Origin of the sequence: Pseudomonas sp. B21-040, assembly GCF_024748695.1 — a bacterium.
Lineage (GTDB): Bacteria > Pseudomonadota > Gammaproteobacteria > Pseudomonadales > Pseudomonadaceae > Aquipseudomonas.
This window is the reverse complement of record NZ_CP087176.1, coordinates 973,715-998,123: the sequence shown is the minus strand read 5'-3', so window position 1 is coordinate 998,123 and position 24,409 is coordinate 973,715. Positions and strand designations below refer to the sequence as shown.

The following is a 24,409-nucleotide window of genomic DNA, read 5'->3' as shown; positions in this document are numbered from 1 at the left end:
GTTATGTATCACGACAATATAATTTATAAGAAAAAGTCCAACGATCCTCAATTCCTGCTTGCCGTCGCCGTGGTGCTGTTCCTCGGCTCCTACCTGATGAACCTGGGCAACAGCGCCCTAAGTCATTTTCTGCAACCGCTGCTGGGCGATGCCCCGGACAGCCTCACTGCTCGCAACATCGCCATCGGCCTTGGTATTGCCGCACTGGGCACGCTGAACTTCCATGTCCTCGGGCGCTTGAAGTTCAAGGTGCAAACCACCGTTGTATGGGTCGAACTGCTGGTCCTGTTTCTGGCGTTCTTCGATACCTTCGATCTTTCCTACAGCTTCATACTCGACAAAGTCGGCTTCCTGATCCTCCAGGGCGCTGCCACCACCTTGTACATCTCCGCCGTGGCCATTGTGATCGCATTTGTTCTTGCGCTGATCGGCGCGGTGGCCAAGTTGTCGAACAACGGTCTGGCCAATGCCCTCGCCTCGTTCTACACCTCGTTCTTTCGCGGCGTGCCGCTGCTGATTCAGATCTACCTGATTTACCTGGGCCTGCCGCAACTCGGCTATGTGGTTGATGCGGTGCCGGCCGGCATCCTTGCGCTGTCACTGTGTTATGGCGCCTACATGACTGAAATTTTCCGCGCTGGTATCCAGAGCATTCCGGTCGGCCAGTGGGAAGCTTCGCGAGCCCTGAACATCAGCCCGTTCAAAACCCTCAGCCGCGTGATCATGCCCCAGGCCTTGCGAGTGATCATTCCGCCGACCGGCAATCAGTTTATCGCCATGCTCAAGGACAGCTCGCTGGTGTCGGTGATCGGCGTCTGGGAACTGATGTACCTGGCCAAGACCCAGGGCCGGGCAGACTTCCGCCACCTGGAGATGTTGATTACGGCGGCAATGATCTACTGGGCGCTGTCGTTCATTCTCGAACGGGTGCAGGCGCGAATCGAAAAACGGGTCAACCGTTCCACGGCAAGGGGCTGATACGTGATGACTCGAACCAATACCGCTGAACAACTTGACCTGGCCGCAGTTGTACGACCTGGCCCATCGATGATTTCGATCACTGGCCTGAACAAGTGGTACGGCAATTTTCACGCCTTGCGCGATGTCGACCTGAAGGTCGCCACTGGCGAAATCCTGGTGGTGTGCGGGCCGTCAGGCTCGGGTAAATCGACAATGATTCGCTGCATCAATCACCTGGAAAACTTTCAGAAAGGCCACATACAGGTCAACGGAATCACCCTCACCAGCGAAGCGGAAAGTGTCAGCGCCGTGCGCAGCGAAATCGGCATGGTGTTCCAGAGCTTCAATCTGTTCCCGCACTTGAGTGTGATGGACAACCTGACCCTGGCCCCGCAACTGGTACAGGGCGTGTCATCCGCCGAAGCGAAAAAACGCGCGCAGGTTTATCTCGAACGTGTACGAATTGCCGAGCATGCGGACAAGTACCCCTCGCAATTGTCCGGCGGTCAGCAGCAACGCGTGGCGATTGCCCGGGCGCTGTGCATGAACCCCAAAGTGATGCTGTTCGACGAACCGACCTCCGCGCTGGACCCGGAAATGGTTCATGAGGTGCTGGACGTCATGAGCGAATTGGCCACCGACGGCATGACCATGATCTGCGTGACCCACGAAATGGGCTTTGCCAGCAAGGTCGCTGACCGGGTGTTGTTCATGGATCAAGGCCAGGTCATCGAACAAGCCACCCCTGCCGAGTTTTTCAACAACCCACAGACCGAACGCGCGCAGAAATTTCTGTCGCAAATCATCGGTCACTGAGAAGCGCTTTACCCCCGCATAACAATAACGAGAAGTGGAGATGGACATGCTCAGTAAGAAACACGCATTCACCCTTGCAGCCTCCCTGTCACTGTTGTTTGTCGGTGCCGCCAATGCCGGTGCGGTGCTGGACAAGATCCAGAGCAGCAAGACATTGACCGTCGCCACCTCGGCAACTTGGCCACCCCAAGGTTTCATCAACGACAAGAATGAAATCGACGGTTTTGATATCGACGTGTCCAAGGAGATTGCCAAGCGCCTCGGCGTCGAGGCCAAATTCATCACTCCCGACTGGGATGTGATTACCGCAGGCAAGTGGAATGGCCGCTGGGATGTGTCTGTGGGCTCGATGACCGCGACGAAAAGTCGTGCGCGAATTCTCGATTTTCCCGGAACTTATTACTACGTGCCCTACGTGTTTGCGGTCCACAACAAATCCACGGTCACCGATCACAAAGTGCTGAATGGCAAAACCATCGGCGTCGAAGGTGGCACCACGTCAGAGGACTATTTCAGCCAGGCGCTGGCCATCGAAACCACTGACGTACCACCAGTGGTCTACGACGTAAAAACCGAAAAAATGAAGACCTACGCCGGCTCCGTCGGCCCGCTCGACGATCTGCGCCTGGGCGATGGTACCCGGCTGGACGCCATCCTCACGCAACGCAGCACCCTGGATGCAGCGGTCAAGAAAGGCTATCCACTGCGCGCTGTCGACAACGCCGTGGTGTTTTATGAACCGCTGGCCGTTGCCACCGACAAGGGTGACCCGGAGCTAAAAGCCAAGTTGGGTGAAATCATCGGTGAGATGCACAAGGACGGCACGCTGACCAAGCTGTCGGACAAGTGGTACGGCGTGGATTACTCAACCATCAAGTAACGCCCGATCCTGCGGGGGGGAGCGAGCTGGCTCGCTCCCACAGAAAACAATTCTTCTAGGATTGACCATGTCCTTCCCCAACACCTGGTACTCCCAAACCTCGCTGCCCCACGCAGCCAGGCCAGAATTGAACACCCACGAAACCTGCGACGTGTGCCTCATCGGAGCCGGTATCGCCGGCCTCACCGCCGCGCTGGAGCTGACCCGTCGCGGCAAGCGCGTGATCATCCTTGAAGCCAATCAGGTTGCCTGGGGCGCGTCCGGCCGTAATGGCGGCGTGGTCTCGCCAGGCTGGGCTGAGGGGACCGGTGCGATTCGCAAAAAACTTGGACTGGAACACGCCAGGGCGCTGTTCAAGATGTCAGCCGAAGGCGTGGAGATCGTCCGTCGCAACATCATCGAACTGGCTTTGCCCGGTTGCGTGCCATCTGCTGGCACGATTCGGGTCAAGCGCTACGACGACGGCGCGGGTGTGAAAAACCACATCGAAACCATGCGCCGCGACTTCGGTTATGAACTCAACTATCTCGATACGGCCCAGGTCCGCGATCGAGCCCATACCTTGCGCTATTTCCAGGGCGTCGAAGATCCGAACGCCATGCACTTCCACCCGCTCAATTACTGTCTGGGCCTGGCCCTCGCCATTGAAGCGGCAGGAGGCAGGATTTTCGAGCAATCGAAAATGCACGCCTGGCGTCGCGACGGTAGCGACAAAATCGTCAAGACCGCGCATGGCACCGTGAGCTGTAAAGATCTGGTGTTCTGCGCGGGGGGTTATGGCGGCCCCGAACTGCAAAAACTCAGCCGCGCTTACCTGCCCATCGCCACCTACGTGGTGTTGACCGAGCACTTGGGCGACTCGATTAAAAATGTCCTCGACTCCGGTGCGGCCTTCTCCGATGACCGTCGAGCTTCGGATTACTACCGCATCGTCGAAGGCGACCGCCTGCTCTGGGGTGGACGTATCACCACCCGCAACGAACAGAATGAAAAAGCCCTGGCAGCCATGCTCAAGGCCGACATGGTGTCGGTCTATCCACAACTGGCACCGGTAAAAATCGAATTGGCCTGGTCCGGCCTGATGGGTTACTCCACCAACAAAATGCCCAACCTCGGTCTACTGGAACCGGGCGTCTGGGCCTGCACCTCCTTTGGCGGTCACGGTTTGAATACTGGCTCCATCGGCGGCAGGGTAATTGCCGAAGCCGTGTGCGGGGAAAGTGCACGCCATGAGTTGTTCAAGCCATACCTGCTGGACTGGAATGGCGGGCCGTTCGGTCGGGTGGCCGCCAATGCGATCTATCAATCGCTGAAGGTAATGGATTTCGTTCAGGAGCGGCTCAAGGGCTGAAAAACGCTGGATAACCTGTAGGCGTGACGGAGCCGACATGCACCCACAGGTTCTTTGATCGACAGAAAGTGCGGGCATAAAAAAACCGGCTGCGAAGCCGGTTTTTCATTTCAACGATCTCAGAACTTGGCGTTCTGCAGGTCGTCCAGGTAACGCTCGGTGTCCAGAGCGGCCATGCAGCCAGCGCCGGCCGAGGTGATGGCCTGACGGTAAACGTGGTCAGCCACGTCACCGGCGGCGAAGATACCTTCGATGCTGGTCGCTGTTGCGTTGCCTTCACGGCCGCCTTGCACCACCAGGTAGCCGTCTTTCAACGTCAGCTGACCTTCGAACAACGACGTGTTCGGGGTGTGGCCGATGGCGATGAACACGCCGTCGACTTTCAGTTCGTCGAAGCTGCCATCGTTGTTCTTCAGGCGTGCACCGGTGACGCCCATGTTGTCGCCCAGTACTTCGTCCAGGTTGGCGTTCAGCTTCAGGATGATCTTGCCTTCGGCAACCCGGGCATTGAGCTTGTCGATCAGGATCTTCTCGGCGCGGAAGGTTTCACGACGGTGGATCAGGGTCACTGTGCTGGCGATGTTGGCCAGGTACAGCGCTTCTTCAACCGCGGTGTTGCCACCGCCGACCACAGCCACCGGCTTGTTGCGATAGAAGAAACCATCGCAGGTCGCGCAGGCCGAAACGCCTTTGCCCATGAACGCTTCTTCGGACGGCAGGCCCAGGTAGCGAGCGCTGGCACCGGTGGCGATGATCAGGGCGTCGCAGGTGTACTTTGCGCTGTCGCCGATCAGGGTGTAAGGCTTGGAAGCAAAGTCCACGGCATTGATGTGATCGAAAACGATCTCGGTCTCAAAGCGCTCGGCGTGTTCTTTCATGCGTTCCATCAGCGCCGGGCCGGTCAGGCCGTGGACGTCGCCCGGCCAGTTGTCGACTTCGGTGGTGGTGGTCAGTTGACCACCGGCCTGCATGCCGGTGATCAGCAGTGGCTTGAGGTTGGCACGGGCGGCGTAGACCGCAGCGCTGTAACCGGCAGGGCCGGAACCGAGAATAATCACTCGCGAATGACGGACTTCAGACATGACCTGCTCCTGTTGACCGGCCCTGAACATCAGGCGCGGAACGCCGGGTTGCCGGCGGGAATAAAAAAGGACCGTGGTTACCTTGGGGAAGGCTTGAGTTCGACAGTCCTGCAAAAAGATTGGGTGCAGCGTATCGAGGGGGCGAAGATTAAGGAAATACGGTTTAACAATCCAGCTCATAGGTGGTCTCTATCCCACCGCAGCGACTATATAAACGTCTTTGTTACAGTGAATGTCGATTCAGCGACCGCGCTTTCCCCCTTCCGACAAAGCCGGTAAGGTCGGCGCGTTTCCCTCTGCCCGGAGCACGTTATGCCCGCACCCGCCCTGTCCGGCCCGCAATACCTGCGCGAAGGCCTCAAGCTGGTCCTGAGCCCCAGCCTGCGTTTGTTTGTCTTGTTGCCGCTGGCAATCAACCTGGTGCTGTTCGTCGGATTGATTTATCTGGCCGGCCATCAGTTCAGTCTGTGGGTCGATACGCTGATGCCGACCCTACCCGACTGGCTGAGTTTTCTCAGCTACATCCTCTGGCCGATTTTTGTGGTGCTGGTGGTGTTGATGGTGTTCTTCACCTTCACCATGCTCGCCAACGTCATCGCCGCGCCGTTCAATGGCTTCCTTGCGGAGAAAGTCGAAGTGGTGGTGCGTGGCACCGACGACTTCCCGACTTTCAGCTGGGGCGAACTGATCGCCATGATCCCGCGCACCCTCTCCCGGGAAATGCGCAAACTCGGCTACTTCCTGCCACGGGCAATCGGGCTGTTTATCCTGTCCTTCATCCCGGTGGTGAACATCATTGCAGCACCGCTGTGGCTACTGTTCGGGGTGTGGATGATGGCGATCCAGTACATCGACTACCCGGCGGATAACCACAAACTCGGCTGGAATGAAATGCTCGCCTGGCTGCGGCAGAAGCGCTGGCAGAGCATGAGTTTCGGCGGCAGCGTGTATCTGGTGCTGCTGATCCCGGTGGTGAACATTTTGATGATGCCGGCCGCCGTGGCCGGGGCGACGCTGTTCTGGGTGCGTGAGCGCGGGGCGGAAAATCTGGTGGCCCAGCGCTGACCGAGTCACAAATCCATCATCAAAGCGCCACAATGACGACATGGCCTCAGCCGACACTGAGGTCATGACGACAGCTCTGCATATCACTCTGATCACCGAAACATTCCCTCCGGAAATCAACGGCGTGGCCAACACCCTTGGCCGTTTGTGCGACGGTTTGCGCGCGCGCGGGCACCAGGTGGAATTGGTGCGGCCTCGCCAGGGGGGGGATCAGCAGTTGAGCAGTGACGATGATTTGCTGTTGTGTCGAGGCTGGCCGCTACCGGGCTATCCCGGCCTGCAATGGGGCCAGTCGTCGATGCATAAACTGTTGAGGCGCTGGACGCGTCATCGCCCCGACGTGCTGTACATCGCCACCGAAGGGCCTCTGGGCTTGTCCGCATTACGCGCAGCACGGCGATTGGGGATTTCGGTGGTGAGCGGCTTTCACACCAACTTTCAGCAGTACTCCAGCCAATACGGGCTCGGGTTGTTGACTCGTTTGCTGACGCACTACCTGCGCTGGTTTCACAACCGCTCGACCCTGACCCTGGTGCCGAGCCCCAGTCAGCGACTGGAGCTTGAACGCCGACATTTCGAGCGTCTGGCCTTGCTTTCCCGGGGTGTCGACAGCCAATTGTTTCATCCGAGCAAAAGGCAGGTATCGCTGCGCGAACAGTGGGGCTTGGCCGAGGATGACATTGCGGTCATTCATGTCGGGCGCTTGGCTCCCGAGAAAAACCTGGGCTTGCTCAAACGCAGTTTCGACTCGCTGAAAGCCACTTATCCACAGCGCAACATACGCTTGATCGTCATCGGTGACGGCCCACAACGAGCAGCGCTGGAGCAGGACCTTCCCGAGGCGGTTTTCTGTGGCTCACAACGCGGTGAGGCGCTGGCCAGTCATTACGCATCGGGGGACGTATTTCTATTTCCAAGCATGACCGAAACCTTTGGCAATGTGGTGCTTGAAGCATTGGCGTCGGGATTGGGCGTGGTGGCGTACGACCAGGCGGCAGCGGCGCAGCATATCCGCCATGGCTACAACGGCGTGCTGGCGATGCCGGGGGATGAAGAAGCCTTTTGTGATGCTGCGGCGTGGTTGCTGGAAGAGCGCGAAACCTTGCGGTGTGTGCGGCTCAATGCGCGCCAGCATGCGAGTCGCCAGGGCTGGGCCGCGATTATCGAGCAGTTTGAAGGGCAGTTGCGCGGGGCTTGCATGCAGGGGCAACCCCTACCCGATGCAGCGTTTTTGCCTTAAAAGCATCGCGGGCAAGCCTTGCTCCTACGGTGTTGTGTCGATTCACACATTGGTATTCGACAAAGAACCGTAGGAGTAAGACTTGCCCGCGATAGCGTCAGTGCGGTCGCTGCTTAAACCAGCGACATCAACGCTTCGCGGCTGAACGGCAGGATGTCTTCTTCACGACCGTCGCGTACTTTCTGCGCCCAGTCCGGGTCGACCAACAATGCGCGCCCCACGGCCACCAGGTCGAATTCGTCGTTGTTCAAACGCTCCAGCAGCTTTTCCAGACTGGCCGGCTGGGCGATCTTGTCGGTGTTGACCATGAATTGCAGGAACTCGCCGTCCAGGCCAACGCTGCCCACGGTGATGGTCGGCTTGCCCGTGAGTTTGCGGGTCCAGCCGGCCAGGTTCAGCTCGGAACCGTCGAATTCCGGCTCCCAGAAACGGCGCGTCGAGCAGTGGAAAATGTCCACGCCAGCGTCGGACAATGGCTTGAGGAACTCACCCAACGCTTGCGGGGTTTGCACCAGGCGCGCGGTGTAATCCTGCTGTTTCCACTGCGAGAAGCGGAAGATGATCGGGAAACCTTCGCCGACCGCTGCACGCACAGCCTGAATCAGCTCGATGGCAAACCGTGAACGGTTGGCCAGGCTGCCGCCGTATTCGTCGGTGCGCTGGTTGCTGCCTTCCCAGAAGAACTGGTCCACGAGATAGCCGTGGGCGCCATGGATTTCCACGCCGTCCATGCCAATGCTCTGGGCATCTTTGGCCGCCTGAGCGAACGCGGCGATCACGTCCTGGATATCTTGTTTAGTCATGCCGTGAACCACGACCTGACCGTCCTTCAATTTTTCCGATGGGCCGTAACCCGGGACGCTGGCGTCCGGCTCAGTGCCAATACGACGCACACTGCCGACATGCCACAGTTGCGGAACGATCTTGCCGCCTTCGGCGTGGACCGCATCGACCACTTTCTTCCAGCCGGCCAATGCGGCATCGCCGTAGAAATGCGGCACATTGGGGTAGCCGTTCGACGCCTTGTGGCCGACGGTCGTGCCTTCGGTGATGATCAGACCCACGCCGGCCGCAGCACGACGACGGTAGTATTCGATCACTTTGGAATTGGGTACGCCACCCGGCGAAAACGAACGGGTCATCGGCGCCATGACAACGCGGGTCGGCAGCTCAAGGGTGCCGAGGTGGAACGGTTTGAACAAGGCTTTGACGGACATGGGGCACTCCACGAAAACGATATCGACGGGACGTAATTTTATGACGACGATAATATGCGGAGTTGCCAGCGATGCACAGCACTATTGATCTGGGTGATTAAGGGTCAAAAGGCAGGCATAAAAAAACGCAGCCGAGGCTGCGTTTCTTGTGAGTTCAGCTCAACGCTTTTTCGATCGCATGAACGATCGTCGGATCATCCGGCGCCGTGCGCGGGGAAAACCGCGCCAGCACACGACCGTCCTTGCCCAGCAGGAATTTTTCGAAGTTCCAGGTAATGTCACCCGGGAATTCCGCACCCTCGCCCGCCAGCAGGCGATACAACTGATGACGCTCATGACCGTTGACTTCCAGCTTGCTGGACAACGGAAAAGTCACGCCATAGTTGAGGCTGCAAAACTCCTGGATCTCTTGCTCGGAACCCGGCTCCTGCCCGGCAAACTGGTTGCACGGCAGACCCAGAACGCTGAAACCTTTGGCTTTGAACTGCTGATAAAGGTTTTCCAGCGCCGCGTACTGTGGGGTCAAGCCACATTTGGAGGCGACGTTGACCACCAGCACGACTTGCCCCTTGAAGGGCGCCAGCGGTAGGTCTTGTCCATCCAGGGCTGTCAACTTAAGGTCGTGAAAAGCACTCATGACGAACTCCAAATTCCCGTGTTCTTCTCGAAACAGCCACTTGGCAATGCCGCCAAGGACAGCCGCGGACTAAAAAGGCGCCCTAGGGCGCCTCTCCAGTACTCTGAGCTTAGCGCAGAAAATCAGTGGTGATGGCCACCTTCGCCATGGACGTGACCATGAGCGATTTCTTCTTGGCTGGCATCACGGATGTCGATGATCTTGACCTGGAAATTCAGGCGCTGACCGGCCAACGGGTGGTTGCCGTCAACGGTGACGTCGTCGCCGTCCAGATCGCGAATGGTGACGATCTGCATCTGGCCGTCCGGAGCGGAAGCGTGGAACTGCATGCCCACTTCCAGCTCATCAACGCCTTCGAACATGCTGCGGCTCAGGGTGCTGACCAGTTCGGCAGCGTATTCGCCGTAAGCGTCTTCAGGTTCAACGGCTACGGTCAGCTCGTCGCCAACGGTTTTGCCTTCCAGAGCCTTTTCCAGGCCCGGGATGATGTTGCCTGCGCCTTGCAGGTAGACCAGCGGCGCGCCGCCGGCGGAGCTGTCGATGACCTCACCAGCGTCGTTGGTCAGGGTATAGTCGATGGAGACAGCCTTATTGGCGGCGATCAGCATGGGGCGAGACCTTTTGCATAAGAATGATGAAAGGCCAAGTTTAGCGAAGCAATCGCGCGAAAGCGAACACAACCCGGACGGAAGGTTCGCGGCGCAGGGCGTAACGGTCACAGGTTTCCATCAGGATGAGGACGGGCATTGGGTGGCCGAGCTTTCCTGCGGCCACACCCAGCACCTGCGTCACCAGCCGCCGTGGCAATCGCGTGCCTGGGTGCAGGACCCCGCGCAACGTATTGAAAAAATAGGCCAGCCCTTTGATTGCGGTTGGTGCGCACAAGGCTCGGTTAGCGATAACCTTGGCGACTGAATTGCGGCAGATCGTCAGATATAGATGATCGCCATTGCCATGCACCCTTAGAGAATTCGCATGCAAACTTTTTTTATCGCGCCCACCGACTTTGGTGTGGGTCTGACGTCTATCAGCCTCGGGCTGGTGCGCACGCTTGAGCGTGCCGGTCTCAAGGTCGGCTTTTTCAAACCGATTGCCCAGCCCCATCCGGGTGATACCGGGCCGGAACGCTCCACCGAACTGGTAGCGCGCACCCACGGTTTGAAGCCACCGCAACCGCTGGGCCTGGCGCATGTCGAGCGCATGCTCGGCGATGGTCAACTCGATGAGTTGCTCGAAGAAATCATCACCCTCTACCAGCAAGCCGCTGTCGGCAAAGACGTGCTGATCGTCGAAGGCATGGTCCCGACCCGCAGCGCCAGCTACGCCGCACGGGTGAATCTGCACCTGGCGAAAAGCCTCGACGCCGATGTGATCCTGGTCTCGGCACCGGAAAACGAAGTGCTGACCGAGCTCTCCGGGCGCGTGGAATTGCAGGCGCAATTGTTCGGCGGCCCAAAAGACCCGAAAGTCCTCGGCGTGATCCTCAACAAGGTCAAGACCGACGAAAGCATGGATGTCTTCGCCACGCGCTTGAAAGAACACTCGCCATTGCTGCGCAGCGGTGATTTCCGCCTGTTGGGGTGCATCCCGTACCAGCCGGAATTGAACGCCCCGCGCACCCGCGATGTGGCTGATCTGATGGGCGCGCAGATTCTCAATGCCGGTGACTACGAAACCCGGCGCATGACCAAAATCATCATCTGCGCCCGCACCATGCGCAACACCGTGGAACTGCTCAAGCCCGGCGTGCTGGTGGTCACCCCCGGCGACCGCGATGACATCATCCTGGCCGTCAGCCTCGCGGCCATGAACGGCGTGCCCTTGGCCGGCCTGCTGCTGACCAGCGACACCCTGCCCGACCCGCGCATCATGGACCTGTGCCGTGGCGCCTTGCAGGCGGGGTTGCCGGTGTTGTCGGTGAGCACCGGCTCCTACGACACCGCCAACCAGCTCAATGGCTTGAACAAGGAAATTCCTATCGATGACCGCGAGCGTGCGGAGATCATTACCGACTTCGTCGCCAGCCACCTCGACGCCAACTGGTTGCACCAGCGCTGCGGTACCCCGCGTGAGATGCGCCTGTCGCCCGCCGTATTCCGCTATCAATTGATCCAGCGCGCCCAGGCTGCCAACAAGCGCATCGTGCTGCCAGAAGGCAGCGAGCCGCTGACCGTGCAAGCGGCAGCGATCTGTCAGGCGCGTGGCATTGCCCGTTGCGTGTTGCTGGCCAAACCGGCGGACGTCGAAGCCGTCGCTCGCGCCCAAGGCATCGAGCTGCCACCCGGGCTGGAGATTCTCGACCCGGACCTGATCCGCGAGCGCTATGTCGAGCCGATGGTTGCCCTGCGCAAAAGCAAAAGCCTCAACGCACCGATGGCCGAGCAGCAACTGGAAGACACTGTTGTGATCGGCACCATGATGCTGGCGCTGGATGAAGTCGACGGTCTCGTGTCCGGTGTCATCCACTCCACCGCCAATACCATCCGACCGGCCCTTCAACTGATCAAAACCGCGCCGGGCTGCACGCTGGTGTCGTCGGTGTTCTTCATGCTGTTCCCTGAAGAAGTGCTGGTCTACGGCGACTGCGTGATGAACCCGCACCCGAGCGCCATCGAACTGGCCGAGATCGCCCTGCAAAGCGCCGACTCGGCGGCCGCGTTCGGCATCACCCCGCGCGTGGCGATGATCAGCTACTCCAGCGGTGAATCGGCCAGCGGCGAAGAAGTCGAGAAAGTGCGCGAAGCAACGTTGCTCGCCCACGAGCAGCAAAACTCGCTGTTGATCGACGGCCCTCTGCAGTACGACGCCGCCGCCAACGAAACGGTGGCCCGACAACTGGCCCCCAACAGTCAGGTCGCCGGTCGCGCCACAGTGTTCGTGTTCCCCGACCTCAACACCGGCAACACCACCCACAAAGCCGTGCAGCGCAGCGCCGATTGCGTCAGCCTCGGCCCGATGTTGCAAGGCCTGCGCAAACCGGTGAACGACCTGCCGCGCGGTGCGCAAGTCGATGACATCGTCTACACGATCGCATTGACCGCGATCCAGGCTGCTAACCGACCTATGGATGTTTAAATGCTGGATTTCCTGCCTGCCGCCGTACGCGGCGTGATTGCATCGTTGTTGTTGGCACTGAACACCATTTTGCTCTGCTCCTTTCTGTTCTGCGTGGCACTCGTCAAGGTTTTGCCGTTTGCCTTCACGCAGCGGATTGCAGGCTGGTTGATGAGCCATACCCATGAAGCCTGGATCAGCCTCAACAAAGGCTGGATGAACCTGGTCCGCCGCACGCGCTGGCACCTCAGCGGCCTGCAAGGCCTGGACTATCAACATTCCTACCTGATCACCAGTAACCACCAGAGCTGGGTCGACATTCTGGTGCTGCAATACGTGCTCAACCGTCGTATCCAACCGCTGAAGTTCTTTCTCAAGCAGGAGCTGATCTGGGTGCCGGTCATTGGTATGGCCTGGTGGGCGCTGGGCTTTCCATTCATGAAGCGCTACTCCAAGGCCTATCTGGAAAAGCACCCGGAGAAAAAAGGCAAAGACCTGGAAACCACCCGCAAGACGTGCGCGAAGTTTCGCAATAATCCGGTGGGGATTTTCAACTTTGTCGAAGGCACGCGCTTCACTGAAGCCAAACATGCGCAGCAGCAATCACCGTTTCGCTACCTGCTCAAACCCAAGGCCGGCGGCATTGCCTTTGTGCTGGACGCCATGGGCGAGCAACTCGAATCCATCGTCAATGTGACCATCCACTACCCGGCCGGACGTCCCGGTTTTTGGGACCTGTTGTGCGGGAACGTGGCGGACGTGGTGGTGCATTTTCAGGAACTGAAAATCTCGCCGCAGTACATTGGCAAGAATTACGATCAGGACGGCGATTACCGATTGCAGTTTCAGGGCTGGATCAATCAGCTGTGGCTGGACAAGGATGCGTTGCTGGAGCAGATGCATCGCGAGTATCCGGCCAAGTGAACCAGGTTCCGGAAGGGCCTCATCGCGGGCAAGCCATGCTCCTACAGTTTTTCGTCGTGCCATATGGCGCGGCCACCCGAAATCTGTAGGAGCAAGGCTTGCCCGCGATGGCGATCTTGGGGACAAAAAAAACCCGCCGATGATCACTCATCGGCGGGTTTCTTTTTTGCGCTTAGCGCTTAGATCGCGCCGCGCTGACGCAGCAGGTCCAGCACTTGCTTGACGCTTTCTTCCAGCGACAGCGATTGGGTGTCGACCACGAGGTCGGCATCCAGCGGCACGTCGTACGGGAAGGAGTCGCCCGGGATGTTGTCGCCAGCCGCCGCGTAAAGGCCTTGTGGATCACGCTCGGCACACACGGTCGGCGAGGCCTGGACGTAAATCGTCAGCAGACGCTCTTTGCCGATCAGTTCCTTGGCCTGTTCACGCCCTTCGGCACTTGGGGCAACGAACGCCGCCAGGGTCAGCAAACCGGCTTCGTTGAACTGACGCGCAACGTGCGCGGCACGGCGCCAGTTCTCGGTACGCCCGGCGCGGTCCTGTGGCAGACCTTTGTTCAGGTCGTGACGCAGGTTCTGGCCATCGAGCACAAACACTGCACGGCCCAAGTCGAACAGCTTGCGTTCAACCGCGTAGGCCAGGGTGCTTTTGCCAGCGCCTGACAAGCCGCTGAACAACACGGTGGCCGGTTGCTGGCCGAAGCGCTGGGCGCGTTCTTCGGTGGCGACGTGTGCGAGTTTGCCGTGATGCGTGCTGCTGCCCGGCGCCACTGGCTGAGCGATGATCATGCCAGCGGCGACGGTGCCATTGGTCAAGCGATCAATGACGATGAACGAACCGGTGGTGCGGTTGCTCGCGTAACCGTCCAGCGCGATGGCCGCGTCGAGGCTGATCTTGACCCGACCGATCTCGTTCAGTTGCAAGGCACTGGCAGGGCCTTCTTCCAGGGTGTTCACGTCAACGCGGTTGACGATGCTGGTGATCGAACCCGGCACGTATGTCGTGGCGCGCTTGATGTCGTACTTCTTGCCCGGCAGCATCGGCTCTTCGGCCATCCACACCAGCATGGCGTCGAAGCCGTCAGTCACTTGCGGCAGGTTGTCGGCGTGTACCAACAGATCGCCGCGAGAGATGTCGATCTCGTCTTCCATGGTCAGCGTCACCGCTTGACCCGGACCTGCATGCTCCAGCTCACCTTCGAAAGTGACAATGGATTTCACGCGGCTGCTCTTGCCCGACGGCAGCACAACGACTTCGTCGCCCTTGTGCACAACGCCGCTGGCCAGGGTGCCGGCGAAACCACGGAAGTTCAGGTTCGGACGGTTGACGTACTGCACCGGGAAACGCAAATCGGTGTAGTTGCGATCGCTGGCGATCTCGACGGTTTCCAGAATTTCCATCAGCGACTGGCCGGTGTACCACGGCGAGCGCTCGGATTTGTTCACCACGTTGTCGCCCTTGAGGGCCGACATCGGCACGAAGGCCATGGTGGTCGGCTTGAAGGCGATGCCTTCAGCGAACTTCAGGTAATCGGCCTTGATCGACTCGAAGATGCTTTGGTCAAAGCCATTGATGTCCATCTTGTTGACGGCCACCACGATGTGTTTGATACCCAGCAACGAGGCGATGAAGCTGTGGCGACGGGTCTGGGTCTGCACACCGTAACGGGCGTCGATCAGGATGATCGCCAGGTCACAGGTAGACGCACCGGTGGCCATGTTGCGGGTGTACTGCTCATGGCCGGGGGTGTCGGCGATGATGAATTTGCGTTTGGCGGTGGAGAAATACCGGTAGGCGACATCGATGGTGATGCCTTGCTCGCGCTCGGCCTGCAGGCCGTCGACCAGCAATGCCAGGTCGATGTCATCGCCGGTGGTGCCAACTTTCTTCGAGTCGCGGGTAATGGCTTCCAGGTGATCTTCGTAGATCATCTTGGAGTCGTGCAGCAGGCGCCCGATCAGGGTGCTCTTGCCGTCGTCGACGTTGCCACAGGTCAGAAAGCGCAGCATTTCCTTGCGTTCGTGCTGGCCCAGGTAGGCGAGGATGTCCTCGCTGATCAAATCAGATACGTGCGACATGACAACCCCTTAGAAATAACCCTGACGTTTCTTTTCTTCCATCGAGCCTGCGCCATCGTGATCGATGACCCGGCCCTGGCGTTCGGAAGTTCGCGTCAGGAGCATTTCCTGAATGATGTCGGTCAGCGTGACAGCCTCGGACTCGACCGCACCGGTCAACGGGTAGTCGCCCAGCGTACGGAAACGGACCTTCTTCTTGACGATACGCGCCTTGTCTTCATCGCTCAGGTGATTGAGCAGGCGATCGTCGTCGATCATGATCCAGGTGCCATTCATCTCGATGACGTCGCGCTCGGCGGCGAAATACAGCGGCACGATCGGGATTCCTTCGAGGTAGATGTACTGCCAGATGTCCAGTTCGGTCCAGTTCGACAACGGGAACACGCGAATCGATTCGCCCTTGTTGACGTTGCCGTTGTAGACGTTCCACAACTCTGGACGTTGGTTTTTCGGGTCCCAGCGGTGCTTGGTGTCGCGGAAGGAATACACGCGCTCTTTGGCACGGGACTTCTCTTCGTCACGACGGGCGCCACCGAAAGCGGCGTCGAAACCGTACTTGTCGAGAGCCTGCTTGAGGCCTTCGGTTTTCATGATATCGGTGTGTTTGGCACTGCCGTGGGTCAACGGGTTGATGCCCTGCGCGACGCCATCGGGGTTAACGTGCACCAGCAGGTCAAGGCCGAGTTCTTCAACCATGCGGTCGCGGAACGCGTACATTTCCTTGAACTTCCACTGGGTGTCGACGTGCATCACCGGAAACGGAAGTTTGCCCGGGAAGAATGCCTTGCGCGCAAGGTGCAGCATCACGGCGGAGTCTTTACCGACGGAGTACAGCATCACCGGGTTATCGAACTCGGCGGCGACCTCGCGGATGATGTGGATGCTTTCGGCCTCCAGCTGTTTCAGATGCGTCAGTTTGTCGACCATGGCTACTCACGAAAACGATCTTATGGACGGCCAGCGGGCCGTGTTCGAGCGAGGAATCCTAGCACAGCGACCTCTTCTAATCAGGACGCCAACTAGATCGAAAGGGTATATGAATATACCCCCTCGTTTGGGCTGGTGAATGGCGATCTCCTGTAGGAGCACGGCTTGCCGGCGATGGCGTCCTTGAGATCGCTATCGCGGGCAAGCCTTGCTCCTACAGGGGAGGCAGGTCATCAGATGGGATTGGGGCAATCGATGAAGATGTGTTCCAGCGCAAAGCGTCGCGCCAGATAGTCCCCCAGCGCCTGCACGCCATAACGCTCGGTGGCGTGATGGCCGGCGGCGATGAAGCTGATGTCGTTTTCCCGCGCGCTGTGGAACGTCTGCTCGGAGGCTTCGCCACTGAGGTACAGGTCGACACCGGCGAGCACCGCCTGATCGATGTACCCCTGGCCACCACCGGTGCACCAGCCAACCCGGCGAATCATCTCGCTACCTTCGATCAGCAGCGGCTCGCGGCCCATGACTTCCTGGACACGGCGGGCGAAATCACGCGGCGTCATCGGTTCACTCAACGAGCCGACCAGGCCGACGACTTTCAGATTGTCCGGATCCAGCGGCCCTTCGACCGTAATGTCCAACTGCCTGGCCAATTGCACGTTATTGCCCACGTCCGGGTGCAGATCCAGCGGCAAATGGTAGGACAACAGGCTGATGTCGTGCTTGAGCAAGGTTTTCAACCGACGCTGCTTCATGCCGGTGATGCACGGGTTCTCGCCCTTCCAGAAATAGCCGTGATGCACCAGTACCAGGTCGGCCTGAGCTTCGACGGCGGCGTCCAGCAGCGCCTGGCTGGCGGTGACACCGCTGACGATACGCATCACTTGCGGCCGGCCCTCGACCTGCAAACCGTTGGGGCAGTAATCAGCAATCTTGGCACTGGCGAGGTAACGGTCGGCTTCTTCAACCAGGGTGCTCAGGGCGACGGCCATAAAAGACTCCTAAATATCCCGTTCAGAGGCGTGCTCGGCCTCGTATAATGCGCGACATTATGGGCGGTCTCATACCGCCTGCAACCTTTCAGGACGTGCTTAATGCTCAAGGCGCTGCGTTTTTCCGGCTGGCCGCTGTTGGCTGGCGTGCTTATCGCTCTTTTGATAATTCAGCGTTACCCGCAGTGGGTCGGGCTTCCGAGCCTAGACGTGAATTTGCAGCAAGCACCGCAAACGACCGGCGTGCAACAGGGGCCGGTGTCCTATGCCGACGCCGTGGTCACCGCCGCGCCAGCCGTGGTCAACCTGTACACCACCAAAGTCATCAACAAACCCAATCATCCGCTGTTCGAAGACCCGCAGTTCCGCCGCTTCTTCGGTGATAACTCGCCCAAGCAAAAGCGCATGGAATCGAGCCTGGGCTCCGGCGTGATCATGAGCCCGGAAGGCTACATCCTGACCAATAACCACGTGACCACCGGTGCCGACCAGATTGTCGTGGCGCTCAAGGACGGTCGTGAAACCCTGGCCCGAGTGATCGGTAGCGATCCGGAAACCGATCTCGCGGTCTTGAAGATCGACCTCAAGTCCCTCCCGTCGATCACCATCGGTCGTTCCGACAACATCCGCATCGGCGACGTCTCGCTGGCCATCGGCAACCCGTTCGGTGTCGGCCAGACCGTAACCATGGGCATCATCAGCGCCACCGGGCGTAATCAGCTAGGCCTGAACAACTATGAAGACTTCATCCAGACCGACGCCGCCATCAACCCCGGCAACTCCGGCGGTGCGCTGGTGGATGCCAACGGCAACCTGACCGGCATCAACACCGCGATCTTCTCCAAGTCCGGCGGCTCGCAAGGCATCGGTTTCGCGATCCCGGTCAAACTGGCGATGGAAGTGATGAAGTCGATCATTGAACACGGCCAGGTGATTCGTGGCTGGCTCGGGATTGAAGTGCAACCGCTGTCTCAGGAACTGGCCGAGTCGTTTGGTCTGTCGGGGCGTCCGGGGATTGTGGTCGCGGGGATTTTCCGTGACGGTCCGGCGCAGAAGGCCGGCCTGCAACTGGGTGACGTAATACTTAGCATCGACGGCGAACCGGCCGGCGATGGTCGCCGCTCCATGAATCAGGTCGCGCGGATCAAACCGACCGACAAGGTCACGGTTCAGGTGATGCGTAACGGCAAGGAACTCAAGTTGACCGCAGAAATCGGTCTGCGTCCGCCGCCTGCGCCAGTCAAAGAGAAAGAAGAAGAGTAAGTGATTGATCGTTCCCACGCTCTGCGTGGGAACGATCAGTGACGATCAGTCAGAGGGGGCTTTTAGAGATCGCCGAGGCCGTCGATCAGCGCCTGATTCTGCTCCGGCGTACCAATCGAAATCCGCAGGAACTGCGCAATCCGCTCCTGCTTGAAGTGCCGGACAATCACGCCCTGCTCACGCAACTTCGCCGCGAGTCCTGCCGCATCATGCTGCGGGTGACGCGCGAAAATGAAGTTCGCCGCCGACGGCAGCACCTCAAATCCCTTCGCCTCCAACTGCCCGACTACCTTGTCGCGGCTGTCGATGACCAACCGACACGTTTTGTCGAAGTACTCGCGATCCTCGAACGCCGCCGCAGCCCCCACAATCGCCAGTCGATCCAGCGGGTAGGAGTTGAAGCTGTTCTTGATCCGCTCAAGCGCTTCGATCAAATCCGGATGCCCCACCGCCAGGCCAACCCGCAGGCCGGCCAGGGAACGGGACTTGGACAGAGTCTGCGTCACCAGCAGGTTCGGATAACGATCCACCAGAGTGATCGCCGTTTCGCCACCGAAGTCGATGTAAGCCTCGTCCACGACGACCACCGAATCCGGGCTGGCCTTGAGGATTTGCTCCACCGCATCCAGCGCCAGCAGGCAGCCGGTCGGCGCATTCGGGTTAGGGAAAATGATCCCGCCGTTCGGCTTGGCGTAATCCGCCGGGTTGATCTGGAAGTGTTCGTCCAGCGGCACCGCGTCGAACTTGATGCCGTACAAGCCGCAATACACCGGATAGAAGCTGTAGCTGATATCCGGGAACAGCAGCGGTTGATCGTGTTGCAGCAAGCCGTGGAAAATGTGCGCCAGGACTTCATCGGAACCGTTGCCGAGGAATACCTGGTTGCTCTGCACCCCGTAGTACTTGGCCACGGCTTGTTTCAGCACATCGCTGTTCGGGTCCGGGTACAGACGCAGGTTGTCGTTCAGTTCGGTCTGCATCGCCGCCAAGGCTTTGGGTGATGGACCGTACGGGTTTTCGTTGGTGTTGAGCTTGACCAGTTTTGCCAGTTTCGGCTGCTCGCCCGGCACGTAAGGCACCAGATCCTTAACGAACGAGCTCCAGAATTTACTCATGTTCAGTTTCCCTTTTGCTCGTCGATGATGCGGTACTCGGCGCTACGGGCGTGGGCGGTCAGCGACTCGCCACGGGCCAGCACGGACGCGGTCTTGCCCAGTTCGGACGCCCCCTGCTCGGAGCAGAAGATGATCGACGAGCGTTTCTGGAAGTCATACACGCCCAACGGCGAGGAGAAGCGCGCGGTGCCGGAAGTCGGCAATACGTGGTTCGGACCGGCGCAGTAATCACCCAGGGCTTCGGACGTGTGACGGCCCATGAAAATCGCGCCGGCGTGACGGATCTTCGGCAACCAGGCCTGCGGATCTGCAACCGACAACTCCAGGTGTTCCGGCGCAATGCGGTTAGCCACTTCGATGGCTTGCTCCATGTCGCGCACCTGGATCAATGCACCACGGCCATTGATCGACGTTTCGATGATCTCGGCACGCTCCATGGTCGGCATCAATTTGCTGATGCTCGCGGCGACCTTGTCGAGGAATTCCGCGTCCGGGCTGACGAGAATGGCCTGGGCGTCTTCATCGTGTTCGGCCTGGGAGAACAGGTCCATGGCGATCCAGTCCGGATCGGTCTGGCCGTCGCACACCACAAGAATTTCGGACGGGCCGGCGATCATGTCGATACCGACCTGACCAAACACATGGCGCTTGGCGGTGGCGACATAGATGTTGCCGGGGCCGACCACTTTGTCGACTTTCGGCACGCTTTCGGTGCCGTAAGCCAGCGCGGCCACGGCTTGGGCACCGCCGATGGTGAACACCCGATCAACCCCGGCAATGCACGCCGCGGCCAGCACCAGTTCGTTGATTTCACCGCGCGGGGTCGGCACCACCATGACCACTTCGGTCACGCCAGCGACCTTGGCCGGAATCGCGTTCATCAACACCGAAGAGGGGTACGACGCCTTGCCGCCTGGAACATACAGACCGGCGCGATCCAGCGGCGTGACCTTCTGGCCCAGCACCGTGCCATCGGCTTCGGTGTAGCTCCAGGAATCCTGCTTCTGCTTCTCGTGGTAGCTGCGCACACGTGTAGCAGCTTTTTCCAGGGCTTCGCGCTGAGGCACGGTAATGCGCGTAAGCGCCAGTTCAAGACGTTCGCGCGGCAGGATCAAGTCCGCCATCGAGGCGACTTCCAGGCCGTCGAACTTCTGGGTGAACTCCACCAGCGCCGCATCGCCACGCTCGCGCACGGCTTTGATGATGTCCAGCACCCGCTGATTGACCGAGTCGTCAGACACACTTTCCCAGCTCAGCAGATGATCCAGATGATGCGCGAAATCCGGATCAGCAGCGTTCAGTCGGCGAATTGCAGTCGGTGCGGTCATAGCGAGAGCCTCATAGAATTGGCAAAAACTCAGGCGCCCTAACTTAGCAGTCGTTTCCGCTTGGGCACCTGAGAATTCTGGCTATGAGGCGGATAGACGGGCGCGACTTAACGTCGCGCAGGTAAATCAGCCGCGGTGTCGAGACTCCACTGCCTTGCGCAGGGTGTCGATCAACGCCTGGATTCGGGCGTGTTGCATTTTCATCGAAGCTTTGTTGACGATCAGCCGAGAGCTGATGTCGGCAATGAAATCCTGGGGTTCCAGGCCATTGGCGCGCAGGGTGTTGCCGGTGTCGACCACGTCAATGATCTTGTCCGCCAGACCAATCAGCGGCGCCAGCTCCATCGAGCCGTACAGCTTGATGATGTCGACCTGGCGACCCTGCTCGGCGTAGTAACGCTTGGCAACGTTGACGAACTTGGTCGCCACCCGCAGGCGGCCCTTAGGCTCGACATCGCCGACACGGCCGGCAGTCATCAGCTTGCAGAGGGCAATTCGCAGGTCCAAAGGCTCGTACAAGCCCTGGCCGCCATATTCCATCAGCACATCTTTACCGGCGACACCGAGGTCCGCGGCACCATGTTCGACATACGTCGGCACGTCGGTGGCGCGCACGATCAGCAGACGTACGTCAGGCTGAGTCGTGGGGATGATCAGCTTGCGGCTCTTGTCCGGATTCTCGGTCGGCACGATGCCCGCTTCAGCCAGAAGCGGCAAAGTGTCGTCAAGGATGCGGCCCTTGGACAGTGCGATAGTCAACATGGGAAACGTCAGTCCTTATCAAGGTACTCATGTCCGGTCGCAAATGACGCCGGACACACATCGAGCCGGAAACCGGCTCGACTTCAACAATTCAACGGGCATGTCCTTATGCCCATGCAGCAGAAACTAGCCCGGTACGCGGCGGATCTTGGCGCCGAGCATTTGCAGTTTCTCTTCGATGCACTCGTAACCACGGTCGATGTGGTAGATGCGGTCGATCAGGGTGTCGCCTTCAGCGATCAGCGCCGAAATGACCAGGCTGGCCGAAGCACGCAGGTCGGTGGCCATGACTGGCGCGCCTTTGAGCTTCTCGGTACCGGTAACGATAGCCGTGTTGCCTTCGACCTGAATCTTGGCGCCCATGCGATGCAGTTCGTAAACGTGCATGAAGCGGTTTTCGAAGATCGTCTCGATCACGGCGCCCGTGCCTTCGGCAATGGCGTTGAGGGAGATGAACTGCGCTTGCATGTCGGTCGGGAACGCCGGGTACGGAGCGGTGCGCACGTTGACGGCTTTTGGCCGCTTGCCGTGCATGTTCAGTTCGATCCAGTCTTCGCCACAGGTGATTTCGGCACCCGCTTCACGGAGTTTTTCCAGAACGGCTTCAAGAATGGTCGGATCGGTATCCTTGACCTTCACACGGCCGCCGGTCACGGCAGCAGCGACCAGGTAAGTACCGGTTTCGATTCGGTCAGGCATCACTTTGTAAGTGGTGGTGTGCAGACGCTCGACGCCATCGATGGTGATGGTGTCGGTACCAGCGCCGGAAACCTTGGCACCCATGGCGTTCAGGAAGTTGGCCAGGTCGACCACTTCCGGCTCGCGCGCGGCGTTTGCCAACACACTGCGACCCTTGGCCAGGGCAGCGGCCATCATGATGTTTTCGGTACCGGTCACGCTGACGGTATCGAAGAAGAAGTGCGCACCGCGCAGGCCGCCTTCAGGCGCCTTGGCCTTGATGTAGCCGCCTTCGACGTCGATGACCGCGCCCATCGCTTCCAGACCACGGATGTGCAGGTCCACCGGACGCGAACCGATGGCGCAACCGCCAGGCAGTGCGACTTCGGCTTCACCGAAACGGGCAACCATAGGGCCCAATACCAGGATCGACGCACGCATGGTTTTAACCAGTTCGTACGGGGCGATCAGGGTCTTGATGGTGCGTGGGTCGATTTCGACGGCGAGCTTCTCGTCGATCACCGGCTCGATCCCCATCCGACCGAACAATTCGATCATGGTGGTGATGTCGTGCAGGTGCGGCAGGTTGGCCACGGTAACCGGGCCATCACACAGCAGGGTTGCAGCCAGGATCGGCAGGGCGGAGTTCTTTGCCCCGGAGATGCGGATCTCGCCATCAAGACGAGGACCGCCAGTAATAATCAATTTATCCATAAGAATCTCGACGCCCTTGGGCTCAGGTGCGCTCGGCCCAGGCCGCGCTGCTGAAAAATTTCATAGTGACCGCATGGATGCTGCCATCGGTGATCCATGGGTTCAAATGGGCATAGATCTGCTGTTGACGCTTCACCGGGCTCAACGCCGCCAGTTCATCGCTAATCACGTTCAGCTGGAAATTGCAGCCTTCGCCCTCAACTTCTACCAACGTTCCGGGCAGCTTTCCTTCAAGGAAGCTCTTCACTTCTACGGCCTGCATGCTCAACCTCAATCGGCGCCCTGTGCGCGCGGGTCGGACATCATACAAAAAAGCCCCGCGCCTGCGAACCCCGCGAAGCAGGACTCTGACGGGGGGCTTCTTAATAGATGCGTTTAGGGATGCGCCAACAGCTCGGTCAATTCGCTGACCTGAGCGATTTCACGCATGTCTTCCGGCATCCCGCGAATGCTCAGCGCCTTGCCGGCGGCCTGCGCATCACGGATGAAGCACAGCAGCAGCGACAAGCCGACACTGCTGGACTTCAACACCGCCGAACAATCGACCACCACTTCGGTCGCGGTACTGGCTTTGATCAGCGCCTGTCCCTGCTTGCGCAAGTCGGGGCCGGTCAGGTAATCCAGCATGCCGCTGAGCCGAAGCTCGCCGGTTTCACTCATGCGAATGGCCGACACACTCATTGGTTAGTGGTCTCGGTCGATGCCTTGGCTTTGGCGACTTCCCCGGCCCAGTTGTTGATGGTCTTGTCCAGGTCGTTGCCATTTCGCTGCATCGCATCAGCGAACTGATCGCGGAACAGCTTGCCAATGTTGATGCCATTGATGATGACGTTACGCAGTTTCCACTCGCCGTTGATCTTTTCCAGCGTGTAAGACACCGGGTAGATCGCGCCGTTGTTGCCCTTGACCGTCATGCCAACACTGGTGCGGTCACCCGACTCGTCCTTGGCAGGATCGACGGTGATGCCCTGGTTGTTGTATTCGAGCAAAGCATTGCCATAAAACTGGAACAGGCCCTTCTTGAAGTTTTCTTCGAAGGTTTTCATCTGTGCCGGTGTGGCTTTGCGCGAGTACTTGACCGTCATGATGCTCTTGGAAATACCCTCGGCATCCACCACAGGTCCGACGATGGTGTTCAACGCCGTGTAGAAATCCTGCGGGTCCTGCTTGTACTTCTCTTTATTCGCCGACAGATCGGCAAGCATCCGGGTGGTGGTGTCCTGTACCAGATCGTGCGCGGAAGGCGCCGCCACGGCGTTAGCCACCAACGGCATCGCCGCGAGTAATACCAACAGGCCACGTCGCAAGGTAGAGATCATTCAAAAG

At 59.3% G+C, this 24,409-nt stretch carries 24 protein-coding genes; 10 read left to right on the top strand and 14 right to left on the bottom strand.

Annotation, left to right across the window (positions count from 1 at the left end; all coding sequences use genetic code 11):
* Positions 1–3: 3 nt before the first annotated feature.
* From LOY55_RS04430 to LOY55_RS04415, 4 genes are all read left to right on the top strand, one after another.
* On the top strand, positions 4–978 hold the full coding sequence (locus LOY55_RS04430; protein ID WP_223523737.1) for an amino acid ABC transporter permease: 975 nt from the start codon (positions 4–6) through the stop codon (positions 976–978).
* 6 nt (positions 979–984) lie between these two features.
* Positions 985–1,776: an amino acid ABC transporter ATP-binding protein gene (locus LOY55_RS04425; protein ID WP_309475397.1), complete on the top strand. Its 792-nt coding sequence runs from the start codon at positions 985–987 to the stop codon at positions 1,774–1,776.
* 46 nt (positions 1,777–1,822) lie between these two features.
* Positions 1,823–2,656 carry a transporter substrate-binding domain-containing protein gene (locus LOY55_RS04420; RefSeq protein ID WP_223523735.1) on the top strand — a complete coding sequence of 278 codons (834 nt, stop codon included), beginning with the start codon at positions 1,823–1,825 and terminating at the stop codon, positions 2,654–2,656.
* Between the two features lie 67 nt (positions 2,657–2,723).
* Positions 2,724–4,007, top strand: a complete 1,284-nt coding sequence (locus tag LOY55_RS04415; RefSeq protein WP_223523733.1) for an FAD-binding oxidoreductase — start codon at positions 2,724–2,726, stop codon at positions 4,005–4,007.
* Positions 4,008–4,126: 119 nt separating this feature from the next.
* On the opposite strand, the gene trxB is transcribed toward LOY55_RS04415, so the two are convergent.
* Positions 4,127–5,089 carry a thioredoxin-disulfide reductase gene (gene trxB / locus LOY55_RS04410; RefSeq protein ID WP_109787881.1) on the bottom strand — a complete coding sequence of 321 codons (963 nt, stop codon included), beginning with the start codon at positions 5,087–5,089 and terminating at the stop codon, positions 4,127–4,129.
* 312 nt (positions 5,090–5,401) lie between these two features.
* Between trxB and cysZ the strand changes: the two genes are divergently transcribed.
* Positions 5,402–6,154 (top strand): sulfate transporter CysZ, encoded by a 753-nt coding sequence (gene cysZ, locus LOY55_RS04405; protein WP_077430868.1) that lies wholly within the window; start codon positions 5,402–5,404, stop codon positions 6,152–6,154.
* Between the two features lie 40 nt (positions 6,155–6,194).
* Positions 6,195–7,394 carry a glycosyltransferase family 1 protein gene (locus LOY55_RS04400; protein WP_223523732.1) on the top strand — a complete coding sequence of 400 codons (1,200 nt, stop codon included), beginning with the start codon at positions 6,195–6,197 and terminating at the stop codon, positions 7,392–7,394.
* 113 nt (positions 7,395–7,507) lie between these two features.
* Here the strand turns inward: LOY55_RS04400 and LOY55_RS04395 are convergent, their stop codons facing one another.
* From LOY55_RS04395 to LOY55_RS04385, 3 genes are all read right to left on the bottom strand, one after another.
* Complete coding sequence (locus LOY55_RS04395) at positions 7,508–8,611, bottom strand: NADH:flavin oxidoreductase (RefSeq protein ID WP_046026792.1); 1,104 nt, start codon at positions 8,609–8,611, stop codon at positions 7,508–7,510.
* 154 nt (positions 8,612–8,765) lie between these two features.
* A complete protein-coding gene (locus tag LOY55_RS04390; RefSeq protein ID WP_046026793.1) occupies positions 8,766–9,248 on the bottom strand; it encodes a glutathione peroxidase in 483 nt (160 codons plus the stop codon).
* Between the two features lie 122 nt (positions 9,249–9,370).
* On the bottom strand, positions 9,371–9,856 hold the full coding sequence (locus tag LOY55_RS04385; RefSeq protein WP_008150718.1) for a peptidylprolyl isomerase: 486 nt from the start codon (positions 9,854–9,856) through the stop codon (positions 9,371–9,373).
* Here LOY55_RS04385 and LOY55_RS04380 point away from each other — a divergent pair.
* The 3 genes from LOY55_RS04380 to LOY55_RS04370 are packed head-to-tail and all read left to right on the top strand — an operon-like array spanning position 9,825 to position 13,226.
* Complete coding sequence (locus tag LOY55_RS04380) at positions 9,825–10,163, top strand: DUF3565 domain-containing protein (RefSeq protein ID WP_109787879.1); 339 nt, start codon at positions 9,825–9,827, stop codon at positions 10,161–10,163. The genes LOY55_RS04385 and LOY55_RS04380 overlap by 32 nt on opposite strands.
* A gap of 60 nt (positions 10,164–10,223) precedes the next feature.
* Positions 10,224–12,323, top strand: coding sequence for a phosphate acetyltransferase (gene pta / locus LOY55_RS04375; RefSeq protein WP_046026794.1), 2,100 nt, complete (start codon positions 10,224–10,226; stop codon positions 12,321–12,323).
* Positions 12,324–13,226 (top strand): acyltransferase, encoded by a 903-nt coding sequence (locus tag LOY55_RS04370; RefSeq protein ID WP_223523730.1) that lies wholly within the window; start codon positions 12,324–12,326, stop codon positions 13,224–13,226.
* A gap of 179 nt (positions 13,227–13,405) precedes the next feature.
* On the opposite strand, the gene cysN is transcribed toward LOY55_RS04370, so the two are convergent.
* The 3 genes from cysN to LOY55_RS04355 form a co-directional block, all read right to left on the bottom strand.
* Positions 13,406–15,304: a sulfate adenylyltransferase subunit CysN gene (gene cysN / locus LOY55_RS04365; protein WP_077430870.1), complete on the bottom strand. Its 1,899-nt coding sequence runs from the start codon at positions 15,302–15,304 to the stop codon at positions 13,406–13,408.
* A gap of 9 nt (positions 15,305–15,313) precedes the next feature.
* Positions 15,314–16,231: a sulfate adenylyltransferase subunit CysD gene (gene cysD / locus LOY55_RS04360; RefSeq protein ID WP_077430871.1), complete on the bottom strand. Its 918-nt coding sequence runs from the start codon at positions 16,229–16,231 to the stop codon at positions 15,314–15,316.
* Positions 16,232–16,464: 233 nt separating this feature from the next.
* Positions 16,465–17,223, bottom strand: coding sequence for a Nif3-like dinuclear metal center hexameric protein (locus LOY55_RS04355; RefSeq protein ID WP_046026802.1), 759 nt, complete (start codon positions 17,221–17,223; stop codon positions 16,465–16,467).
* A 102-nt stretch (positions 17,224–17,325) separates the two neighbouring features.
* Here LOY55_RS04355 and algW point away from each other — a divergent pair, with 102 nt between their 5' ends.
* Entirely contained in the window at positions 17,326–18,486 is a 1,161-nt protein-coding gene (gene algW, locus LOY55_RS04350; protein WP_109787876.1) for a Do family serine endopeptidase AlgW, read from the top strand.
* 62 nt (positions 18,487–18,548) lie between these two features.
* Here the strand turns inward: algW and hisC are convergent, their stop codons facing one another.
* The 7 genes from hisC to LOY55_RS04315 all read right to left on the bottom strand — a co-directional run bounded on the left by hisC (position 18,549) and on the right by LOY55_RS04315 (position 24,402).
* Positions 18,549–19,601, bottom strand: coding sequence for a histidinol-phosphate transaminase (gene hisC / locus LOY55_RS04345; protein ID WP_077430872.1), 1,053 nt, complete (start codon positions 19,599–19,601; stop codon positions 18,549–18,551).
* 2 nt (positions 19,602–19,603) lie between these two features.
* Entirely contained in the window at positions 19,604–20,929 is a 1,326-nt protein-coding gene (gene hisD, locus LOY55_RS04340) for a histidinol dehydrogenase (RefSeq protein ID WP_046026807.1), read from the bottom strand.
* Positions 20,930–21,055: 126 nt separating this feature from the next.
* On the bottom strand, positions 21,056–21,691 hold the full coding sequence (gene hisG, locus LOY55_RS04335; RefSeq protein WP_007942738.1) for an ATP phosphoribosyltransferase: 636 nt from the start codon (positions 21,689–21,691) through the stop codon (positions 21,056–21,058).
* A gap of 126 nt (positions 21,692–21,817) precedes the next feature.
* Complete coding sequence (gene murA / locus LOY55_RS04330) at positions 21,818–23,083, bottom strand: UDP-N-acetylglucosamine 1-carboxyvinyltransferase (RefSeq protein WP_109787875.1); 1,266 nt, start codon at positions 23,081–23,083, stop codon at positions 21,818–21,820.
* A 22-nt stretch (positions 23,084–23,105) separates the two neighbouring features.
* Complete coding sequence (locus tag LOY55_RS04325) at positions 23,106–23,345, bottom strand: BolA family protein (RefSeq protein ID WP_007912386.1); 240 nt, start codon at positions 23,343–23,345, stop codon at positions 23,106–23,108.
* Positions 23,346–23,458: 113 nt separating this feature from the next.
* Positions 23,459–23,764 (bottom strand): lipid asymmetry maintenance protein MlaB, encoded by a 306-nt coding sequence (locus tag LOY55_RS04320; RefSeq protein ID WP_046026812.1) that lies wholly within the window; start codon positions 23,762–23,764, stop codon positions 23,459–23,461.
* Positions 23,761–24,402, bottom strand: a complete 642-nt coding sequence (locus LOY55_RS04315; protein WP_046026813.1) for a phospholipid-binding protein MlaC — start codon at positions 24,400–24,402, stop codon at positions 23,761–23,763. The genes LOY55_RS04320 and LOY55_RS04315 overlap by 4 nt, the downstream gene beginning before the upstream one ends.
* Positions 24,403–24,409: the final 7 nt, after the last annotated feature.